Annotated in this window: 17 protein-coding genes and 1 pseudogene; 6 read left to right on the forward strand and 12 right to left on the reverse strand. The window is 70.5% G+C overall.

Annotated elements, in window-relative coordinates:
- Window positions 1-73: 73 nt before the first annotated feature.
- Window positions 74-997, reverse strand: a complete 924-nt coding sequence (locus ACIRQ7_RS03395; RefSeq protein ID WP_404259463.1) for a serine protease — start codon at window positions 995-997, stop codon at window positions 74-76.
- A 249-nt stretch (window positions 998-1,246) separates the two neighbouring features.
- Between ACIRQ7_RS03395 and ACIRQ7_RS03400 the strand changes: the two genes are divergently transcribed.
- On the forward strand, window positions 1,247-2,614 hold the full coding sequence (locus ACIRQ7_RS03400; RefSeq protein ID WP_404259465.1) for a M14 family metallopeptidase: 1,368 nt from the start codon (window positions 1,247-1,249) through the stop codon (window positions 2,612-2,614).
- Between the two features lie 72 nt (window positions 2,615-2,686).
- Here the strand turns inward: ACIRQ7_RS03400 and ACIRQ7_RS03405 are convergent, their stop codons facing one another.
- Together ACIRQ7_RS03405 and ACIRQ7_RS03410 are read right to left on the reverse strand one after the other, a co-directional pair.
- Window positions 2,687-2,878 (reverse strand): hypothetical protein, encoded by a 192-nt coding sequence (locus ACIRQ7_RS03405; protein ID WP_404259467.1) that lies wholly within the window; start codon window positions 2,876-2,878, stop codon window positions 2,687-2,689.
- Between the two features lie 10 nt (window positions 2,879-2,888).
- Window positions 2,889-3,740: a helix-turn-helix domain-containing protein gene (locus ACIRQ7_RS03410; RefSeq protein WP_404259468.1), complete on the reverse strand. Its 852-nt coding sequence runs from the start codon at window positions 3,738-3,740 to the stop codon at window positions 2,889-2,891.
- 272 nt (window positions 3,741-4,012) lie between these two features.
- On the opposite strand from ACIRQ7_RS03410, the gene ACIRQ7_RS03415 reads away from it, so the two are divergent.
- Window positions 4,013-4,345, forward strand: coding sequence for a hypothetical protein (locus ACIRQ7_RS03415; RefSeq protein WP_404259470.1), 333 nt, complete (start codon window positions 4,013-4,015; stop codon window positions 4,343-4,345).
- 171 nt (window positions 4,346-4,516) lie between these two features.
- On the opposite strand, the gene ACIRQ7_RS03420 is transcribed toward ACIRQ7_RS03415, so the two are convergent.
- The 5 genes from ACIRQ7_RS03420 to ACIRQ7_RS03440 all read right to left on the reverse strand — a co-directional run bounded on the left by ACIRQ7_RS03420 (window position 4,517) and on the right by ACIRQ7_RS03440 (window position 8,784).
- Entirely contained in the window at window positions 4,517-4,777 is a 261-nt protein-coding gene (locus ACIRQ7_RS03420; RefSeq protein ID WP_404259472.1) for a hypothetical protein, read from the reverse strand.
- A gap of 143 nt (window positions 4,778-4,920) precedes the next feature.
- Entirely contained in the window at window positions 4,921-6,402 is a 1,482-nt protein-coding gene (locus tag ACIRQ7_RS03425; protein WP_401462412.1) for a GntP family permease, read from the reverse strand.
- A 143-nt stretch (window positions 6,403-6,545) separates the two neighbouring features.
- Window positions 6,546-6,956 (reverse strand): RidA family protein, encoded by a 411-nt coding sequence (locus ACIRQ7_RS03430; protein WP_401462409.1) that lies wholly within the window; start codon window positions 6,954-6,956, stop codon window positions 6,546-6,548.
- An 8-nt stretch (window positions 6,957-6,964) separates the two neighbouring features.
- Window positions 6,965-7,744, reverse strand: a complete 780-nt coding sequence (locus ACIRQ7_RS03435; protein ID WP_404259474.1) for an IclR family transcriptional regulator — start codon at window positions 7,742-7,744, stop codon at window positions 6,965-6,967.
- The gene (locus ACIRQ7_RS03440) at window positions 7,741-8,784 is read right to left on the reverse strand and encodes a sugar kinase (protein ID WP_404260093.1); all 1,044 of its coding nucleotides are present in this window, start codon (window positions 8,782-8,784) and stop codon (window positions 7,741-7,743) included. The genes ACIRQ7_RS03435 and ACIRQ7_RS03440 overlap by 4 nt, the downstream gene beginning before the upstream one ends.
- A gap of 287 nt (window positions 8,785-9,071) precedes the next feature.
- On the opposite strand from ACIRQ7_RS03440, the gene ACIRQ7_RS03445 reads away from it, so the two are divergent.
- Both ACIRQ7_RS03445 and ACIRQ7_RS03450 read left to right on the forward strand, forming a co-directional pair.
- The gene (locus tag ACIRQ7_RS03445; protein ID WP_404259476.1) at window positions 9,072-10,361 is read left to right on the forward strand and encodes an amino acid deaminase; all 1,290 of its coding nucleotides are present in this window, start codon (window positions 9,072-9,074) and stop codon (window positions 10,359-10,361) included.
- A 135-nt stretch (window positions 10,362-10,496) separates the two neighbouring features.
- Window positions 10,497-12,134, forward strand: a complete 1,638-nt coding sequence (locus ACIRQ7_RS03450; protein ID WP_404259478.1) for an amidohydrolase family protein — start codon at window positions 10,497-10,499, stop codon at window positions 12,132-12,134.
- Window positions 12,135-12,184: 50 nt separating this feature from the next.
- On the opposite strand, the gene ACIRQ7_RS03455 is transcribed toward ACIRQ7_RS03450, so the two are convergent.
- Window positions 12,185-15,028: a P-loop NTPase fold protein gene (locus ACIRQ7_RS03455; protein ID WP_404259480.1), complete on the reverse strand. Its 2,844-nt coding sequence runs from the start codon at window positions 15,026-15,028 to the stop codon at window positions 12,185-12,187.
- 188 nt (window positions 15,029-15,216) lie between these two features.
- Here ACIRQ7_RS03455 and ACIRQ7_RS03460 point away from each other — a divergent pair, with 188 nt between their 5' ends.
- On the forward strand, window positions 15,217-16,428 hold the full coding sequence (locus tag ACIRQ7_RS03460; RefSeq protein ID WP_401462390.1) for a pyridoxal phosphate-dependent aminotransferase: 1,212 nt from the start codon (window positions 15,217-15,219) through the stop codon (window positions 16,426-16,428).
- 137 nt (window positions 16,429-16,565) lie between these two features.
- Window positions 16,566-16,991 (forward strand): hypothetical protein, encoded by a 426-nt coding sequence (locus ACIRQ7_RS03465; protein WP_404259482.1) that lies wholly within the window; start codon window positions 16,566-16,568, stop codon window positions 16,989-16,991.
- A 270-nt stretch (window positions 16,992-17,261) separates the two neighbouring features.
- Here ACIRQ7_RS03465 and ACIRQ7_RS03470 read toward each other — a convergent pair whose 3' ends face one another.
- The 3 genes and pseudogenes from ACIRQ7_RS03470 to ACIRQ7_RS03480 form a co-directional block, all read right to left on the reverse strand.
- Entirely contained in the window at window positions 17,262-17,687 is a 426-nt protein-coding gene (locus tag ACIRQ7_RS03470; RefSeq protein WP_404259484.1) for a VOC family protein, read from the reverse strand.
- 139 nt (window positions 17,688-17,826) lie between these two features.
- Window positions 17,827-17,928 (reverse strand): annotated as a pseudogene (locus ACIRQ7_RS03475) (IS5/IS1182 family transposase); the annotation flags it as partial.
- A 36-nt stretch (window positions 17,929-17,964) separates the two neighbouring features.
- A complete protein-coding gene (locus ACIRQ7_RS03480; protein ID WP_401462384.1) occupies window positions 17,965-19,785 on the reverse strand; it encodes a phosphoenolpyruvate carboxykinase (GTP) in 1,821 nt (606 codons plus the stop codon).
- Window positions 19,786-19,848: the final 63 nt, after the last annotated feature.

The raw sequence follows: 19,848 nt of genomic DNA on the forward strand, positions 1-19,848 counted from the left end.
ACCCCCCGCAGCCAGGTCCCGTGCACAGGTGCACGGGACCTGGTCTGTGTCACGTCAGTTCACCGTGCGGGAATCAGCGGCGGGCCGCCGACGGCTTGGGCAGTTCGCAGCCGGCCTTGTCCAGGTCCAGCTTGTTGCCGCTGCCGAAGCACTTCGGTATCCCGTACGTCTCCTGCGCGTAGTTGATGCCTTGGTGGACGGTGACCTTGCCGTTCTCGTCCACCTCGCACGGGTTGTTGACGGTGCACTCCTCGCCGTCCTCGTTACCCGTGTTGTTGATGGCCGCCACCTTGCCGCTGGCGTTGTCGACCACCGGCGAGCCGGACGTCCCGCCGATGGTCTTGCAGTCGGCGGTGTAGCGGACCGAGTCCTTCCAGGTCCAGTCCCCCTCCTTCAGGGTGGGCACGAACCCGTCGACGTTGCAGCTGTAGGTCTTCTTCCAGTAGCCGGAGACCACGGTGATCGCGGCACCCTTGGCGGGGTGTTCGGTCGCCAGCTCCAGCGGCTTGATCTTGTACTTCTGCTCTATCTGGGCGTACGTCGAGCCGGTCTCGTAGAGCGACACATCGGTGTCGGTCATGGTGGCGTACGCGATCTTCGTGGCCTTGATCGTGCCCAGGTTGCCGGCCTTGGCGTCCAGCACGGTGAAGCTGCGGCTGGACGGCTTGTCGACCACGACCTCGCCCGCGCCCGGCATACCGCTCTCCAGGCAGTGCCCGTTGGACATCACCAGCGCCGGGTCGTTCGCCTGCGAGTCGGGCATCTTGACTATCGAACCGGAGCAGTTGCTGAGCGCGACGGTGCCCGCGAAGTTCACCGCCTTGGTCCTGTGCTTCTGCGCTACCGGGGCCTGCGGGGCCGCTTTCGCCGCGAGGGCCCGGTCCGTCTGTGGCGCCTTTCCCGGGTGGGTGGCAGCGCCGGCCGTACCGGCGGTGCCCACCAGAGCTGCGGCTCCCAGAACGGCCGTGGCCAGGGTGCCGACGAGAGGTCGATTCATGTGGGGGTCCTCTCCGCTTCCGTCACCGAAGGTCCTTGACGTCGCTTCGGTTTTGTCGTGCGCATTGTTGGCGCCGCAGCGGTCAGGAGCAATCAATTTCCGCGAATCGATGGCAAGTTGCCGGAATCCGCCCGCTTCCCGACACCTTCGGCTCACCACCCCGCATCTGGCCGCCGAACGTCTTGACCAGCCCATGCCCACGCCCAACACTGGCGCCGTCGCTTCGCCTCACACCCCACAGGAGACCGCATGCGACCTCACACCCCCACACGGATACGCGGCGGACGCACCACCGTCCTCGCCGCACTCCTCTCCCTCGCCCTCGCGGCACCGATCGCCGCACAGGCCCAGGACGCCCCACCCGCCGAACGCACCGCGGCCACCCGTGACGGCGTCCAACGGGCCGAACTCCCCCACCAGTACGAGGTCAAGGGCCCGGCCACCCCCGCCGCCCGCACCGCCCTCGCCGCCACCGGCGTCAGCATCGACGAGACCCACGCCCACGCCGTCGTCATCACCGCCGACCGCGCCCAGGCCACCGCCGTCCGCAGACTCGGCTACGGACTGCGTCGGTTGCCCGACCCGCCGGGCGCCTCGGCGCCCCCCTCCGGCACCCGCGTCAAGGACTTCCCGGCCGGCTACGCGAAGTACCACACCTACGAAGAGGCCACCCAGCAGATCGACGCCCTCGTCGCGAAGTACCCGGACCTCCTCAGCAAACAGACCATCGGGACCTCTCACGAGGGCCGCGACATCCTCGCCCTCAAACTCAGCAAGAACGTCACGAAGGACGAAGCGGAACCCGAGGTCCTCTTCACCGCCCACCAGCACGCCCGCGAACACCTCACCGTCGAGATGGCGCTGTACCTCCTCGACGAATTCACCAGCGCCTACGGATCCGACGACCGCATCACCAAGATGCTCGACTCCCGCGAGATCTGGATCGTCCCCGACCTCAACCCGGACGGCGGCGCCTACGACATCGCCTCCGGTGCCTTCCGCAGCTGGCGCAAGAACCGCCAGCCCGCCCCCGACTCCCAGGAGGTCGGCACCGACCTCAACCGCAACTGGGACTTCAAGTGGGGCTGCTGCGACGGCTCCTCCGACGACCCCGCCGACGAGACCTACCGCGGCCCCTCCGCCGCCTCCGCCCCCGAGGTCCAGGTCGTCTCGAAGTTCGTCCACAGCCGCATCATCGGCGGAAAGCAGCAGATCAAGGCCGCCATCGACTTCCACACCTACAGCGAACTCGTCCTGTGGCCCTTCGGCTTCACCTACGACGAAACCGGCCCCGGCATGACCCAGGACGACCACGACACCTTCGCCACCATCGGCAAGAAGATGGCCGCCTCCAACGGCTACACCCCCGAGCAGTCCAGCGAGCTCTACGTCACCGACGGCGCGATCGACGACTGGCTGTGGGGCGACCAGAAGGTGTTCGCGTACACGTTTGAGATGTACCCGTCCTCCGCCGGCTCCGGCGGCTTCTACCCGAAGGACACCGTCATCCCCAAGGAGACGTCCCGCAACCGCGAGGCGGTGCTCCAACTCCTGGAGACGGCGGACTGCCCGTACCGCGCGATCGGAAAGGAAGCGCAGTACTGCGACGGCAGTTGACGCACCCCCGCTGACTCGAGGCCGCCCGGCACGCGATCGCCGCCGGGCGCCCTCCCCTCCGCACCACCGCCTCTACAGCAAGTGATCGGCCCTGCCGGCCTTGATGTCGCGGATGAGGGTGCGGAGGGCTTCGCGGGTGTCGGTGACATAGGTGTCCTCGGCGCCCGCCACGGTGATGTAGGCGTTGCCCTGATCGTCGGTGCCTATGCGGAAGCAGTTGTTTCCTTCGCCGCAGTAGGGCTCTTCCCAGCTGATGTCCGGCATCGTGACCTTCCTAGAGTGAGCGTTCGACCTTGCGGATGAAGTCACGCGAAGCCGGGGCCGACAGCGAGGCATTGTCCATCCAGTCCAAGTGGGCGCGGTACTTAGCCAGCTGGGCCTCGGCGTGTGTGAACTCCGGCCCATGCGCGGAGTCCAGCTGCACCGTGTCGAGCTGAGGCACGACGCCATCGGCGTATAGAAGCGCATGTCCAGCTCCCGGAAACGCGCCCACTTCCACCGGGAGGACCCGAATCTCGACTCTGTCCCGTTCCGACGCGTGGCACAGGTGAGCGAGCTGGTGACGCATGACGTCCGTTCCGCCGAACCTCATGCGCAGCGCCGCTTCATGGACGTACGCCACATAGGCGAGCGGCTCGGGCCGCTCGAAGACCCGCTGTCGCTCCAAACGGTGGGCGACCCGCAACTCGACTTCGAGCCGGGTCGGCGGCGGCAGGACCGCGGCGAAGACAGCCCGCGCGTAGTCCTCGGTCTGGAACAGGCCTGGGACATGAACCGACTGCGTCGTACTGATGCGTGCCGCGTGCCATTCGAGTTCCGCGATGTCCAGCAGTCCGGCGGCGAGCGTTCCCCGGTCGCGCTCCCACCATCCGCGCTCCCTGTCCGCGGCCATGGCGGCCAAGGCATCGGCGTACAGCGCGTCAGGGCAGGCGTAGTTGCAGGCCAGAGTGCGTACCCGCTCAGGAGATACCGGCCGGATGCCGCCCTCCATGTTGGAGACCCGGGTGCGGTCGATGCCCAAAAGCCCTGCTGCGTATTCGGTGGTGGCCCCGGCGGCGAGACGCATCTTGCGCAGCTCGGCACCAAGTCGCTTCTGGCGCACCGTTGGTGTGGTCCTGGTCGGCATGTAGCCCCTTCTCGCGCCGTGGTCGAGGCCAGTCTGCCTCTGCATGGCCATACCGGTCCATAAGAGCTTGGGGGTAATTACCCCCAAGCTCAGTGGGCACTGTGCACGGAACTCCCTACAGTCAGTAACGCACCGCTTACGCTCGACCCAGTCGGAAGCGCATCGCGCGAGCCTGCCCGCAACCTCCTCCCCTGAGAGAGGCGGGCTCGCGCCAGGGAGACAGGCCACCGGCTGCCACACCATCAACCGCCCATGAACAACAGGGAGTTGCCATGCCCGCAGCCGTGTCCGTGTGTCCGCACCCGCTCGACACCCGTACGCCGCCCGTTCCGGAAACCCTCACCTACGGCCTGACGATCCCCGCCGCACTGATCAGCCCCGCCATCGCACGCCACGCGACCCACGTCATCCTCGAAGCACACGGCCTTCATGACGTGACCACAGCCGCTCTTCAGGTGGTGGGTGAACTCACCGCGTGCGCCTGCCGGTTCACCGCCTCCGAGGACGTCTACCCTTGCGCTGCGCTATCGGGACGACTCGCTGCGCGTGTTCCTGTACGACGCGCATCCGCGGCATACGCACCGCCGTCTCGCGGCGGCCTGTGATGCCCGGCGGCGGTCGGCGCTCCTGTTGTTGGCCTGCGTGGTGCGGGACTGCCGGGACGAGTGGGGGTTCGGGGCGTCACCGGGGCCCGGCGAGGGGACGCGGATGTGGGCCGTACTGCCGCACGAGGGGGCGCGGGCTTACGGGAAGGCGCCCTGAGCCGACCACCCGCCCTACACCGTGGTCGGCAAGCTGCCGAGGTCTTCCAGGGTGGCCATGCGGGCCTTGTATTCGGCCTGGGGGATCTGGCCGAGGACGGCGAGGCGTTCGAGTTCGGCGGCCTCGGCTTCGTGGGCGAGCTGGTGGCTCCGCTCCACTTGCTCCCGGCTGAACTCCGCGGCCTTGGCGCGCTGCCTGGAGCGGTTGCGTCGCAGCTCTTCGGCGATCGCCTGGGCGGTCGCTTCGAGATAGCCATCGTGCGTGCCAGACCACATGCCGTCCGCCCCGAAGTCGGTGGTGCGCGCCCGGATTTGGCCTTCATGGTATTCCGGATCCGGCTCCATGACGATGCCCGCCCCGTCCGTCTGCCCGGGAGGGGCAGGAGGACGGGGCGGGCGACGGCACCGTGCGTGCGCGGCTAGACGACCAGGCTCACCAGAGCCGCCACCGCGAAGCCGGCTACGGAGAGCACCGATTCGAGGACGGTCCAGGACTTCAGGGTGTCGCGTTCCGAGATGCCGAAGTACTTCGACACCATCCAGAAGCCGCCGTCGTTGACGTGCGAGGCGAAGATCGACCCCGCCGAGATCGCCATGATGACGAGGGCCAGCGACGCCTGGGACATGCCCTGGCCTTCCACCAGCGGCAGGACGATGCCGGCCGTGGTGACGATGGCGACGGTCGCGGAGCCCTGGGCCACCCTCAGCACGAGGGAGAGCAGGTAGGCCAGGACGATGACCGGGAGGCCGACGTTGTGGAAGGTCTCGGAGAGGGCGTCGGCGACGCCGCTGCCCTTGAGGACGGCGCCGAAGATGCCGCCCGCGCCGACCACCAGCAGGATGTTGCCGACCGGCTTGAGGGAGGCGGTGGAGACGGCCTCCAGGGACTTGCGGGACCAGCCGCGGCGGATGCCCAGCAGGTAGTAGGAGAGCAGCAGGGCGATCGTCAGGGCGACGAAGGGGTTGCCGAAGAACTCGATGACCGAGCGGAGGGTCGAGGGGTCCAGGGCGATGGAGGAGAAGGTCGCCAGCAGGATCAGGACCAGGGGGGTGCCGATGATGGCGAGGACGGTGCCCAGCGGGACCGGCTTCTCGTGGGGCGTGACGCCGGAGGCGGCCTGTTCCGCGGCGACGGCGGCCTTGGCCTCCTCGGCGGCCTCGACCATGTCCTGCGGGACGGGGACGAAGAGGCGCTTGCCGATCCAGGCCGCGTAACCCCAGGCCGCGATGACGGCGGGGATGCCGCAGATGAGGCCCATCAGGATGATCCAGCCGAGGTCGACCTTGAAGAGGCCGGCGGCGGCGACCGGGCCGGGGTGCGGCGGCAGGAAGGCGTGGGTCATGGAGAGACCGGCGAGCAGCGGCATGCAGTAGAGCAGGATCGACTTGCCGGAGCGCTTGGCGGCGGCGTAGACGATCGGTGCGAGGACGAAGATGCCGACGTCGAAGAAGACGGGGATGCCGAAGATCAGGCCGGTCAGGCCCATGGCGAGGGGGGCGCGCTTCTCACCGAACACGCGCAGGAGCCGGGCGGAGAGGGCTTCCGCCCCGCCGGAGACCTCCAGCATCGCGCCGAGCATCGTGCCCAGGCCGATGATGATGGCGACGTGGCCGAGGATGCCGCCCATGCCGGTTTCGATCATGGAGACGACGTCGGATTTCTGGACCGTGCCGAAGAGTTCGGTGACGGACAGACCCGCGGCGAGGCCGACGGCTATGGAGACGCCGAGGAGGGCCACGAACGGCTGCAGCCTGACCTTGATGATCAGGAAGAGCAGCAGGAGGATGCCGAGGGCGGCGACGGTCAGGAGTCCCGCGGTGCCCGGTATCAGGGCGAGCAGGCCGCCGGTGTGGGGTGGTGGCGGCGGTGCGGGGGCGGCGGCCGGGGCAGCGAGGAACATGGGGTGACTCCGTTGTCAGGCAGAAAATTTCCAGGCAGGGGGGACCGCGGCACGGCGCCCCGTGGGTGCGGGGCGCCGCGCCGTGCGGCGATTGGTGCGTGTGCGGTGGTGCTAACGGCAGGCTGAGCAAGGTGTTCGGTGCCTCAGCTCAGGACCGCGAGGGCGTCGATCTCGATGAGCAGGCCCTTGGGCAGCCCGACGTAGACGGTGGTGCGGGCGGACGCGGGGGCCTTGAGGCCTTCGGCCTCGAAGTAGGCGTTGTAGATCTCGTTCATCTCGGCGAAGTGGTCGACGTCGGTGAGGTAGACGCGCATCATCATGACGTCGTCCCAGGTCGCGCCGCCCTCTTCGAGGATCGCCTTGACGTTGGCGAAGGTCTGCAGGGTCTGTTCGCGCAGGGTGGGCCCGGCGGGGGTGGGGGCCTGGCCCTCAACGGCCGGGAGGAAGCCGACCTGGCCGGCGACCTGGAGGATGTTGCCCTTCTTGACGCCGTGCGAGAACTTCGCGGGCGGGGTGGTGTGGGTGGCCGGCGTAATGGCGGTCTTCTCGGTCATGGTGGTGCTCAGACTTCCTGTGCGGGCCCGGCCGGTGGCTGGGGGATTGCGGTTCCGGAGTACTCCCGGCTGATGGCGTCGGCGGTGCGGCGTACCAGCGGGAGCAGTTTGAGGAGTTCCTCTGCGGTGACGACGACGTTCGGTGCGGAGACCGACATGGCGGCGACCAGGCGTCCGTCCGCTCCGCGGATGGGGGCGCCGATGCAGTTGATGGATTCCTCGTGGCCACCGAGGTCGGTGGCCCAGCCCTGTTCGCGGACCTTGACCAGTTCGGCCAGGAAGGCCGGGGCGTTGGGCGTCGAACGGGGCGTGTAGAGGGGGTAGTCGAGCTTCTCCGCGAGGGCGCGGCGCTCGGGTTCGGCGAGGTCGGCGAGGAGCAGCTTGGCGACCGCGGCGACGGTGATCGCGACGGGCTTGCCGATCCGGGAGTACATCCGGACGGGGTAGCGGCTCTCGACCTTGTCGATGTAGAGGACCTCGTTCTCCTCGTAGACGGCGAGGTGGACGGTGTGTCCGCATTTTTCGTTGAGGTCGACGAGGTGGGGGTGGGCGATTTCGCGTACGTCGAGGTTTTCGACGGCTTCCTGGGCGAGGGCGAAGAGCCGGGCGCCGAGGCGGTAGCGCTGGTCGGGCTGGCGGTAGACGATGCCGTGCTCGTGGAGTGTGCGCAACAGCCGCAGGGCGGTGGATTTGTGGACGCCGAGCCGGACCGAGACCTGTTCGAGGTTGGCCGGTCCTTCCGCGAGCAGCGGAAGGATGCTCAGTGCGCGATCGACTGTCTGGCTCATGTTGTACGGACCTCCACCCGTGCGGTTCGTACCCCGTCGCTGCCGTTGCTGTCGCTGTCGGTCGTCCAGCCGGGGCCGAGTCGCAGTGTGCCCCAGTCGGCGGGGGTGAGGGCGGCGAGACGGTCGGCGTGGGCGCGGGTGGGCGGGGTGCCGAGGTCGCCGGGGACGGTGAGGGAGGCGGCGGCCATGAGGTGTCCGTGCCGGAGGCGGGCGAAGGCGGGCAGGTCGCGGAGGGTGGCGGAGAGGTATCCGGCGGCGAAGGCGTCGCCGGCGCCGACGGGGGCGGTGACGTCGACGCTGAGGGCGGGGGCGTAGGTGACGGTGTCGGTGCCGTCGGCCCGGCGGTGGTAGGCGGTGGCGCCCTGGGAGCCCTGTTTGACGACGAGGGTGGTGGGTTCGGGGAGGGCGGCGCGTACGGCGTCGGGTCCGTGCAGGTCCCAGGCGGCTTCGGCTTCGTCCTCGCCGACGAAGACGAGGTCGGCGCCGCGGGCGAGGTCGAGGAGGACGCCGGGGCCCTGTGCGGGGTCGCGCCAGAGGCCGACGCGGTAGTTGACGTCGAAGGAGACGAGGGGGCGGCCGGGGGTGCGGCGGGTGAGGCTGCGGAGGACGTCCAGGCAGCTGTCGGAGAGGGCCGCGGTGATGCCGGTGAGGTGGAGGATGCGGGCGCTGCGCAGTGCCTCGGTGTCGAGGAGGCCGGGGGCCATGGCGGAGGCGGCGGATCCGGCGCGGTAGTAGAGGACCTCGGCGCGGTCGGGTTCTTCGCCGTCGATGCCGGTGGCGCGTTCGCCTGCGGTGCGGAAGTAGATGCCGGTGGGGCGCAGCGGGTCGCGTTGGACGTGGGTGACGTCGACGCCGCAGTCGGCGATGGCGGCGAGGAGGTGGTCGCCGAAGCCGTCGGTGCCGACGCGGGAGATCCAGCGGGTGGGGTGGCCGGTGCGGGCGAGGGCGCAGGCGACGTTGGATTCGGCGCCGCCGATGGCGCGGTCGAAGGAGGGCACGTCGGCGAGTCGTCCTGGCCGGCCGGGCAGGAACGTGACCATGGACTCGCCGAGGCAGACGACGTCGACGTCCGGGTCGACGGTGTCGCTGAGGTGGGAGGGCCTGGTCACGATCGGGGGTGCTCCTTTACTGCGGTGCTCGGTGGGAGCTGCGGGCCGGTGCGGGCCGGTTGCCGGGGCCCGTTTCGGTGGGCGCTGCGGCCGTTCTCCACGGTGTCTCCACCAGGTTTCTCACCATTGACCTGGTGATGGCTCGGATGTTAGACAGCTGTAAGCGATATGCGCAATGGGTGTTGCAAATGGTGCAACAAGATCTTTGAGGAGGCCCCATGGCCGGCGATCGGCTCGCGAAGGGACTCAGGGGACTCGCGGAGGAACGGGTCGACCACCGCTTCAAGGCGCTCCCCCCGGACGCCGAGGGCCTGACGGTCGGCGAGCTGTCGGCCGAGCGCCGCAATCTCTTCCGCGACGGATTCACCACCCCCGTCCTGGCCCTCTCCGCCGAGTCGGTCGAGCACAACCTCGCCCTGATGGAGACGTACTCCACCCGGCACGGCCTGGCCTTCGCCCCGCACGGCAAAACCTCCATGGCACCGCAGCTCTTCGCCCGCCAGCTGGAGCACGGCGCCTGGGGCATCACCGCGGCCGTCCCCCACCAGGCCCGCGCCTATCGCGCCTACGGCATCCAGCGCATCTTCCTGGCCAACGAGGTCGTGGACGCCGCCGCCCTGCGGTGGCTCTCCGCCGAGCTGGACGCCGACCCCGACTTCCGCTTCATCTGTTACGTCGACTCACTGCGCGGTATCGAGCTGATGGACGCCGCGCTGCGCGAGGCCGGCGCCTCCCGCCCGGTCGACGTCGTCGTCGAGCTGGGCGCCGGCGACGGCGCCCGCACCGGCGTCCGCACCGAGACCGAATGCCTCGAACTGGCCGATGCCATCGCGGGCGTGGACACCCTCCGCCTGGTCGGCGTCGCCGGTTACGAGGGTGAGGTGCCGGACGCGACGTCCGAGCGGGTGGCCGCCTGGCTGCGCCGACTGGTCGCGCTGGCCGTGGACTTCGACGCGGCGGGCCGGTTCGCCGACCTCGACCAGATCGTCATCAGCGCCGGCGGCAGCGCCTGGTTCGACACGGTCGCCGAGGTCTTCGCCGAGATCCCCGCGCTGTCCGCGCCGGCCCTGAAGCTGCTGCGCTCGGGCGCGTACGTCTCGCACGACGACGGCCACTACCGCCACCTCACCCCCTTCAACCGGGTGCCGGACGAGGGCGCCCTGCAGCCCGCCTTCCGCCTGTGGGCGCAGGTTGTCTCCCGCCCCACCGGCAGCCAGGCGTTCCTCAACGCCGGGAAGCGGGACGCGGCCTACGACCTGGATCTGCCGCAGGCCCAGGTCGTACGGTCCGGGCGGGACGGCACCCTGCGGGCCGCGGACGGCGTCACCGTCACCGGCCTGTCCGACCAGCACGCCTGGGTCGCGACCGAGCACGCGGGCGACCTGGAGGTCGGCGACTGGGTCGGCATGGGCCTGTCGCACCCCTGCACGTCCTTCGACAAGTGGCAGCTGATCCCGCTCGTCGAACAGGACGGCACGGTCACCGACTTCATCCGCACCTTCTTCTAGGGCGGGGACCGGGCCGCCGCCCCTCCCCCCGGGGCGCAGGCGGCCCGTCCGCCCCACCGCCCCCACAGACCCCGGCGGTGCGCGCCGACCCCCGCGGCGCGCGCCGCCGGCTTCCCACGAAAGGCAGCCCCAGCCATGGACACCGTGCTTCGCGACGTACGCGTCATCGACGGGTCCGGCGGTCCGTCCTACCGCGCCGATGTCGGCCTGGCCGACGGCCGGATCGCCGAGATCCACCGCGAGTCGGACGGCGGCCCGCGCCCGTCCGCGCCCCGCACGGTGGAAGGGGACGGCCTCGCCCTCTCCCCCGGCTTCATCGACATGCACGCGCACAGCGACCTCGCGCTGCTGCGTGACCCGTCGCACGAGGCGAAGGCCGCACAGGGCGTCACCCTCGAAGTCATCGGCCAGGACGGCCTGTCGTACGCGCCGGTCGACGACCGCACACTCGCCGAGGTCCGCGCGCAGATCACCGGCTGGAACGGCGGCGGCCCCGGCAGCACCGACGTCGACTTCGACTGGCGCACCGTCGGCGAGTACCTCGACCGCCTCGACCACGGCTTCGACGGCAACGGCATCGCGGTCAACGCCGCGTACCTCATCCCGCAGGGCACCGTCCGGATGCTCGCCATGGGCTGGGACGACCGGGACGCCACCGCCGACGAGGTCGCGCGGATGAAGCAGCTGGTCGCCGAGGGCCTGGAGCAGGGCGCCGTGGGCCTGTCCTCGGGCCTGACCTACACCCCCGGCATGTACGCGTCGGACGCCGAACTGGGCGAACTGTGCCGGGTGGTGGCCCGCTACGAGGGGTACTACTGCCCGCACCACCGCTCCTACGGGGCGGGCGCCCTGCAGGCCTACGAGGAGATGGTCGCCCTCACCCGTGAGGCCGGCTGCGCCCTGCACCTGGCGCACGCCACCATGAACTTCGGCGTCAACGAGGGCCGCGCCCCGGAGCTGCTGACCCTGCTGGACCGGGCGCTGGACGACGGCGCGGACATCACTCTGGACACCTACCCCTACACCCCCGGCTGCACGACGCTGGTCGCCATGCTGCCCAGTTGGGCGAGCGAGGGCGGCCCGGGAGCGATCCTGGCCCGCCTCCTGGACGACGTCACCGCGGAGCGCATCCGGCACGTCATGGAGGTGGAGGGCGCCGACGGCTGCCACGGCGTGCCGATCGAGTGGGACAAGATCGAGATCTCCGGGGTCAGCGACCCGGCGCTGTCCGGCTACGTCGGCCGGACGGTCGCGCAGAGCGCCGCCGAACGCGGTGAGGAGCCCTGGGTCACCGCCCGCCGGATCCTGCTCGACGACCGGCTCGGCTCGACCATCCTCCAGCACGTCGGCCACGAGGAGAACGTGCGGCAGATCATGCGGCACCGCGTGCACACCGGCGGCAGCGACGGCATCCTCCAGGGTGACAAGCCGCACCCGCGCGCCTACGGCACCTTCCCCCAGTACCTCGGCAAGTACGTCCGCGAGCTGGGCGTGCTCTCCCTGGAGGAGTGCGTCGCCCACCTCACCTCGCGCCCCGCGGCCCGCCTGCGGCTGCCCGACCGCGGCCTGGTCCGCGAGGGCCACCGCGCCGACCTGGTCCTCTTCGACCCGGACACGGTCGCCGCCGAGTCGACCTTCGACGTCCCGCGCACCCTGCCGTCCGGCATCCCGCACGTCCTGATCGACGGCCGCTTCGTGATGGCGGACGGCAAGCGGACGGACGTCCTCGCGGGCCGGTCGGTACGGCGGACGACGCCGGGCGGACGGGGCTGAGGGACAGCGGGCCGCCGGTCGCCGGCTGACGGCCGGGGAGAGCCCCGCCGTCAGCCGGCGACCGGGGCCTCGCCGTCCGGGGATCCCCGGTCCGGGGAGCCCGGGGAGTCACCGTCCGGGGCGCCTGCGTACGCGGCGCCGTCTTCCGGGGCGGACGCCCCGTCCTCCGGAGCGGCACCACCCTCCCGGCCTCCCGCCCGCCGTGTCCCCTGGACCGCCTCGACCCAGGACAGGACCACGCTCTCGCGGCTGGTCACACCGAGCGCGGCCACTTCCCTCGCGCGTTCCTTGCGGGTGGCGGTCACCTGCGACGTGAAGAAGCCCAGCGGCCCGAGGTAGTGGCGTTCCTGCCGCAGCCGGCGGGCGAACGCAAAGCCCGCCTCCTCGTCCCCGTACCGGCTGACGTCGGAGAGCAGCAGGTCCGCTCCGTGGGTGGAAAGCCTGTCGATCGCCTCCTGCTCGTCCCCGGTGATGAAGACCTCCGCGCCCCCGCGGCGCAGCTCCGCCCCCAGCCAGTACTGGCTGTCGGCCTCGTCGTCGACCCAGACGACGGACAGGTCGAGGGTTCCGGGCTCCGGCCCCGCGCCGGGGCCGGCGGGCGGCCGGGTCCGCTGGAAGGGTGCGCGGACCGGCTGCGGGGCGGACCAGGGCACGGGGGCCGGCGCGGTCTGCTGGACCACGGCGAGCAGCAGGTCGCGCAGCTCGTCCTCCTTGTTGGTGATCGCGGCGCCGAGCCGTGCCGCCCGCTCCTCCCGGTCGGGGGACTGCCGGATGGTGTAGAAGATCACCGGCCCGTCGTACAGCCCGTCCGCCGCGAAGCGTTCGGCCATCTCGAAGCCGGCGTGGTGCTGCCGCCCCCGGCTGATGTCGGAGACCAGCAGCCCGAAGCTGCGGGCGCGCAGCTCGGCGGCGGCCGCTTCGCTTCCGTCCACGTGCCGCACCCGCATGCCCAGACTCGCCAGCACCGTCCGCACCTCCGCCTTGCGGTCCGGCTGGTCGTCCACCCACAGCACCTCCAGGGCCGCCGAGGCGTAGCCCGGCAGCGCGGAGTAGGACGTGCCGGGATACGGGTCGGGGTACGGAGTGCCGAGGCCCGCCGGAGTGCCGATGCCCGCCGGGGAGCCGGTGCCCGCCGGTGGGACGAGGTCGAAGTCGGCGTCCTGCGGATCGGTGTCCGGCAGCGGCTCGGGCAGCTGCCGGCCGTACGCGTCGGGCGGCATCCCGAAGGGCTGCTGCTGGGGGGACGTATACGGCGGGGTGGCATAGCCGGGGGGCGCGTACACGGGTGACGTGTAGGGCGCCGGCATCCCGTACGGTGCGGACTGCTGCGCGGTCGGGCCCACCTGGAGGCCGCCCGGCGGCCAGGCCAGCGGCGGCCCGAACCCCGTGTCGAAACCGTCCGGCGGGACGTTCTGCAGCCCCTGCCACAGCGGCTCCCACTCGCGCGACATACGGGTCGGCGTCTGACCCGACAGCAGCGGCCCCTCGCGCAGCCGCAGCAGCAGCCGTTCGGCGTCAGGGCGTCCGGCCAGCTCGTCGACGAGCGAGGTGAACCCCGGGTTGATGACCAAGTCGGGGAATTCGTTGGGGAGTTGACGCTCAAGGGACGCCAGCACCTCCGCGCCCTCCGGCCCGGTCCCGGCGGGCGCCACCAAGTCGTACGAGGCGAGGAAGGCGCGGGCCGCGGCGAGTTCGCCGGCGCCCGCCCCGCCGGGCGCCGCCAGCAGCGTGCGCCGCACCTCGCGGTAGGTCCGGAATTCGGCCACCACATCGCCGTCCACGGTCCCGGACGGGCCGGTCATCATGCGGTAGAAGTCCGGGTAGAAGTACTGGAGCAGCAGGGTTCTGATCACCGCGCCGGGCCCGAAGTCGCGCCAGACGGGATTGAGGGTCGCCTCCAGTACGAAGCCGTTCATCAGGCGCTTGATCCGGCGCGGGTTGCGTCCCGTGCGCTGGACCAGCAGCTCCACCATCGCGTCGTCCAGCAGCGGTTCGACGCCCGCGGTCCGCGCGCACCAGCGGATGTAGTCCTTGACGCCCTGCCCGTCGGCCGCCGGGATCCGGTAGCTGGTCTGGAAGATCTTCTCCATGAACGCCGAGCCCGCGGGCGACAGGTCCCGCAGCAGCCCGTTGGGCCCGAGCGCCGAGCGGTCGCAGCCCACGACGAACGCCAGCCCCGGCACGTCCAGATAGACCTTCACCGCCTCGCAGACGGCGAGCACCGTCTCCTCCGAGCAGCGGTCGAGGTCGTCGATGAAGACCACCAGGAGGCGGCGTGGCCGGAAGTCGCCGCCGTCCGCCCATTCCTGCACGAGGTCGCCGAGAGCGCCGCGCATCTCGTTGCGGGCCTGGGAGTTGACGGACAGGCTCTTCCAGAGTTCGTCGACCAGCCCGGACACGCCCAGCGGTCCGGCGGCCACGGTCGTCAGGGCCCGTAAGGCCCGCAGCACGGCGCGGCGTTCGGAGACCCGCTGGAGTCCGCGCCGCAGCACCCGCCGGTCGAAACGCATCAGCACGGACTTGATGAGGCCTTCCAGCGCGTCGGCGCCGGTGGAGGTCCAGGCGTTGTACCAGACGGTGTGCACGTCGGGGGTGCCCGCGCGCCGGGTGAGCTCCGCCAGCTCCGCGTCGACCAGCCGCATCAGACTGCTCTTGCCCATGCCCCAGCCGGCGTCGACGGCGAGCGTGAAGGGGGTGGAGTCGTGGGAGGCGGCCAGCAGTCCGGCGAGCTGGCGGGCGGCGCGTCCGGCGCCGAGCAGGTCCGCCGCGGGGTCGGCCACCGGCTCGTCGTTGAGCAGGGAGAAGGGGACGTGCGGGGCGGGGCCGGGCGGGGGAACGGCGCCGGGGCCCGCGGCGGGGCGGGGCCGGGCCCCTGGGGGAGGAGTGGTCGCCATCGCCGGGAGCGTACCGCCGCCGTGCACGGCTCCGCCGGGCTCCTGCGAAATCGGTTCCGCCCCCCCGGCAGCGGGTCCTCGCGGCCCGCACCCTCCCTCACCCTCCGTGACGCACCACACACCTTCGGCTGACCAAGGTGGGGAAAAACACCGGGCGGGTCCCGATACCCGGCCGTAAAGTGGCGGACATGCAGGTGATCCAGTCAACGAAGCTCGCCAATGTCTGCTACGAAATCCGTGGCCCGGTGCTAGAGGAGGCCATGCGACTGGAGGCGGCGGGTCACCGCATCCTCAAGCTCAACACCGGCAATCCGGCAGCCTTCGGCTTCGAGTGCCCGCCCGAGATATTGGAGGACATCCTCCGCTCGGTCGGCACGGCCCACGGCTACGGCGACGCGAAGGGCCTGCTGTCGGCCCGCCGCGCGGTGATGCAGCACTACCAGACCCAGGGCATCGACCTGTCCGTCGACGACATCTACCTCGGCAACGGCGTCTCCGAGCTGATCCAGATGTCGATGCAGGCGCTGCTGGACGACGGCGACGAGGTGCTCGTCCCCGCCCCCGACTATCCGCTGTGGACGGCGTCGGTCTCGCTCTCCGGCGGTACGGCCGTGCACTACCGCTGCGACGAGCAGGCGGACTGGATGCCGGACCTCGCGGACATCGAGCGCAAGGTCACCGACCGCACCAAGGCCATCGTCGTCATCAACCCCAACAACCCCACGGGTGCCGTATACGACGACGAGCTGCTGCGCGGCCTCGCGGAGATCGCCCGCCGGCACAACCTGATGGTCTGCGCCGACGAGATCTACGACAAGATCCTCTACGACGGCGTCACCCACACCCCGTTCGCCTCGCTCGCCCCAGACCTGCTGACGCTGACCTTCAACGGCCTCTCGAAGTCGTACCGCGTCGCCGGCTACCGCAGCGGCTGGCTGGCGGTCTGCGGCCCGAAGGCGCACGCCACCTCGTACATCGAGGGGCTGACGATCCTCGCGAACATGCGGCTGTGCGCCAACATGCCGGCCCAGCACGCCGTCGCGACGGCCCTCGGCGGCCGGCAGTCGATCAACGATCTGGTGCTGCCGGGCGGGCGGCTGCTGGAGCAGCGCGATACGGCGTACGAGCTGCTGACGCAGATCCCCGGCGTCAGCTGCGTCAAGCCGAAGGGCGCGCTGTACGCCTTCCCGCGGCTGGACCCCAAGGTCTACAAGGTCAAGGACGACCGGCAGATGGTGCTGGACCTGCTCCGCACCGAGAAGATCATGATCGTGCACGGCACCGGCTTCAACTGGCCGGAGCCTGATCACTTCCGGCTGGTCACACTTCCCAACAAGGACGACCTGACGGACGCCGTCACCCGAATCGGCTCTTTCCTCGATGGTTACGGACAGTACTGATCCGGAGCCATTTTCTGTACGAGTCACAACTTTAGACAGAGTCTAAGCTACGATGGTCTCCTAGACGTTTTCGGCGTTGCCGTTTTCCGCGTTGCCGTGATCGGCATAGCCACTCAGCGTTTCCAGGAGGCCGCCCCATGTACGAACCGATCCGCACCAAGTCGGTCCACAGCATGGCCGTCGCCCCGGAGGTCCCGCACCGCTCCCGCGAGGAGGAGCTGGACATCCGGCTCGCCGGCCATCTCACCGCGCTGCTCACCGTCACCGACGAACTGCACGCACTGGCGCCCCGCGCCGGCGCGGGGGATGCCGCCGCGCTGGCCTCCGCGGCCGACCGGATCGCGGAGCAGGTCGCCCGGCTGAACGGCGGCCACTTCCCGCTGCGGGCGGAGCCCACCGGCGGCGACCCGTCCCGGCTGCCCGCCCTCCAGCAGCGCGCCCACACCCTCGCGGGCAACGCCCTCGCGGTCGCCACCTCGCGTGACGACACCGCGGCGATGGCGCTGGCGTCCGAGCGCATGGAGGCCCACACCACGGCCACCCGCGACCTCGCCACGGCGTGAGCACGCGACGGCATTGAGCGCACGACGGCACGGGCGCATGACGGCTGGGGGCACGACGACGCGAGTGGCTGACGGCGTGAGGGGATGACGGCGTAACGGGAGCCGCGTCACCCATGACGCCCTGACACCGAACAACCCGGGGCCCCGCACCAAGTGCGGGGCCCCGGGGCTGCGTTGAGGGTCCGATCGGGAGAGGCGACACCACTCCCGTTGCCGCCCCGCACCCGGTTTTTGGGCCTGATCGCGGGGCACGCAGGCCGGGCGCTCCGCTCAGACGACCAGCTCGCCGATGCCCAGCAGATTGCCCTCGCTGTCACGGAACCAGGCACCGCGTTCACCCCGGGCACCCTTGCTGGGGTAGTTCCCGTCGACCTCGGCGATCCCGTCCCGCGTGCGGAACCCGGGCACGTCGACCTCCTCGAACACCACGCCGCGCCGCCCGAGTTCGGCCACGACCGCCTCGATGTCGTCGACTTCCCACGCCATCTGGGTGAACGTGCCCGGCGAGGCCCCCGTCGACTGGAACAGCACGAAGTCCACGCCGCCGCACCGGTAGAGCAACCCACCGGGCCGTTCGTCGACGGGTTCCAGACCGAGCTGCGCGGAGTAGAAACGCCGCCCCCGGTCCAAGTCCTGCGCGGGAAGCCTGGTCGCTACGCGTGCCCGGGTCAGAGGATTCCTGTCATCTGCGCTCATGGCCCCACTGTGCCGCGAGGGGAGTCCGGAGAGAGGCAGGCACGCAAGCCGTGGCGCGGGCGGGGTACGGCACGCGGGGCGCTCATGTCTCCGGCGGTGGGCACGCGGGGGCTCAAGCCTCCGGCGGGGGCTCATCCCTGCGGCGGCGGTCGGCCCGGCGCTGCCCACGGACCGGATCGGCCGCTGTCCACGGCTCGATCCGGTCCCGCAGCGCATCAGTGATCACTGACCGGACAGGCACATCCGGTCAACCGACCGGCCCTCACACGAGAGCGCTCTAGCCCAGGCGCTGCACCAGCGCGCGGTACTCGTCCCACAGCTCCTTCGGCGTGTGGTCACCGAAGGTGTTGAGGTGCTCGGGGATCAGCGCGGCCTCCTCGCGCCACACGTCCTTGTCGACGGTGAGCAGGAAGTCCAGGTCGGCATCGGACAGGTCCAGGCCGTCGGTGTCGAGCGAGCCCTTGGCCGGCAGCACGCCGATGGGGGTCTCGACGCCCTCCGCCTTGCCGTCCAGCCGCTCGACGATCCACTTGAGCACCCGGCCGTTCTCGCCGAAGCCCGGCCACACGAAGCGGCCCTTGTCGTCCTTGCGGAACCAGTTGACGTAGTAGATCTTCGGCAGCTTGGACTGGTCCTTGTCGGCCCCGACCTTCACCCAATGGCCCATGTAGTCGCCCATGTTGTACCCGCAGAACGGCAGCATGGCGAACGGGTCGCGGCGCAGCTCGCCGACCTTGCCCTCGGCCGCCGCGGTCTTCTCGCTGGCGACGTTGGCGCCGAGGAAGACGCCGTGCTGCCAGGTCAGCGACTCGGTGACGAGCGGTACGGCGCTGGCGCGGCGGCCGCCGAAGAGGATCGCCGAGATCGGCACGCCCTTGGGGTCCTCCCACTCGGGCGCGATGATCGGGCACTGGCCGGCCGGGACGGTGAAGCGGGCGTTGGGGTGCGCCGCCGGGGTCCCGGACTCCGGCGTCCAGTCGTTGCCCTTCCAGTCGGTCAGGTGGGCGGGCTTCTCCTCGGTCATGCCCTCCCACCACACATCGCCGTCATCCGTCAGGGCGACGTTGGTGAAGACGGAGTTGCCCCACATGGTCTTCATGGCGTTGGCGTTGGTGTGCTCGCCGGTGCCCGGCGCGACGCCGAAGAAGCCCGCCTCGGGGTTGATCGCGTAGAGGCGGCCGTCCGCACCGAAGCGCATCCAGGCGATGTCGTCGCCGATGGTCTCGACGGTCCAGCCGGAGATCGTGGGCTCCAGCATCGCGAGGTTGGTCTTGCCGCAGGCGCTGGGGAAAGCGGCGGCGACGTACTTCGACTCGCCCTGCGGCGGCGTCAGTTTGAGGATCAGCATGTGCTCGGCGAGCCAGCCCTCGTCGCGCGCCATGACGGAGGCGATGCGCAGCGCGTAGCACTTCTTGCCGAGCAGGGCGTTGCCGCCGTAGCCGGAGCCGAAGGACCAGATCTCGCGGGCCTCGGGGAAGTGCGAGATGTACTTGGTGGTGTTGCACGGCCACGGCACGTCGGCCTCACCCTCGGCCAGCGGGGCGCCGAGGGTGTGCACGGCCTTGACGAAGAAACCGTCCTCGCCGAGCTCGTCGAGCACCGGCTGTCCCATGCGGGTCATGGTGCGCATCGAGACGGCGACGTATGCCGAGTCGGTGATCTCCACGCCGATGGCGGAGAGGTCGGAGCCGAGCGGCCCCATACAGAACGGGACGACGTACATCGTCCGGCCGCGCATCGAGCCGCGGAAGACACCCTTCTCGCCGGCGAAGATCTCCCGCATCTCGGCGGGAGCCTTCCAGTGGTTGGTCGGTCCGGCGTCCTCTTCCTTCTCCGAGCAGATGAAGGTGCGGTCTTCGACGCGCGCGACGTCCGAGGGGTCCGAAGCGGCGTAGTACGAGTTGGGTCGCTTGATCGGGTCGAGCTTCTTGAACGTGCCCTTGTCGACGAGCTCCTCACACAGCCGCTCGTACTCCGCCTCCGAGCCGTCACACCAGACGACCCGGTCGGGCTGGGTGATCGCTGCGATCTCATCGACCCAGGAGATGAGGTCCTGGTGACGGGTCGGAAGGGTGGGAGCCGCGTTGTCGCGCGCCACGATCGCTCCTAGATGAGGGTGTGGACGGATTCCTGTCCGGTTCGTCAGGAAAAATCCGCTTGT

The sequence above is a fragment of the Streptomyces sp. NPDC101393 genome (assembly GCF_044767385.1).
Lineage (GTDB): Bacteria > Actinomycetota > Actinomycetes > Streptomycetales > Streptomycetaceae > Streptomyces.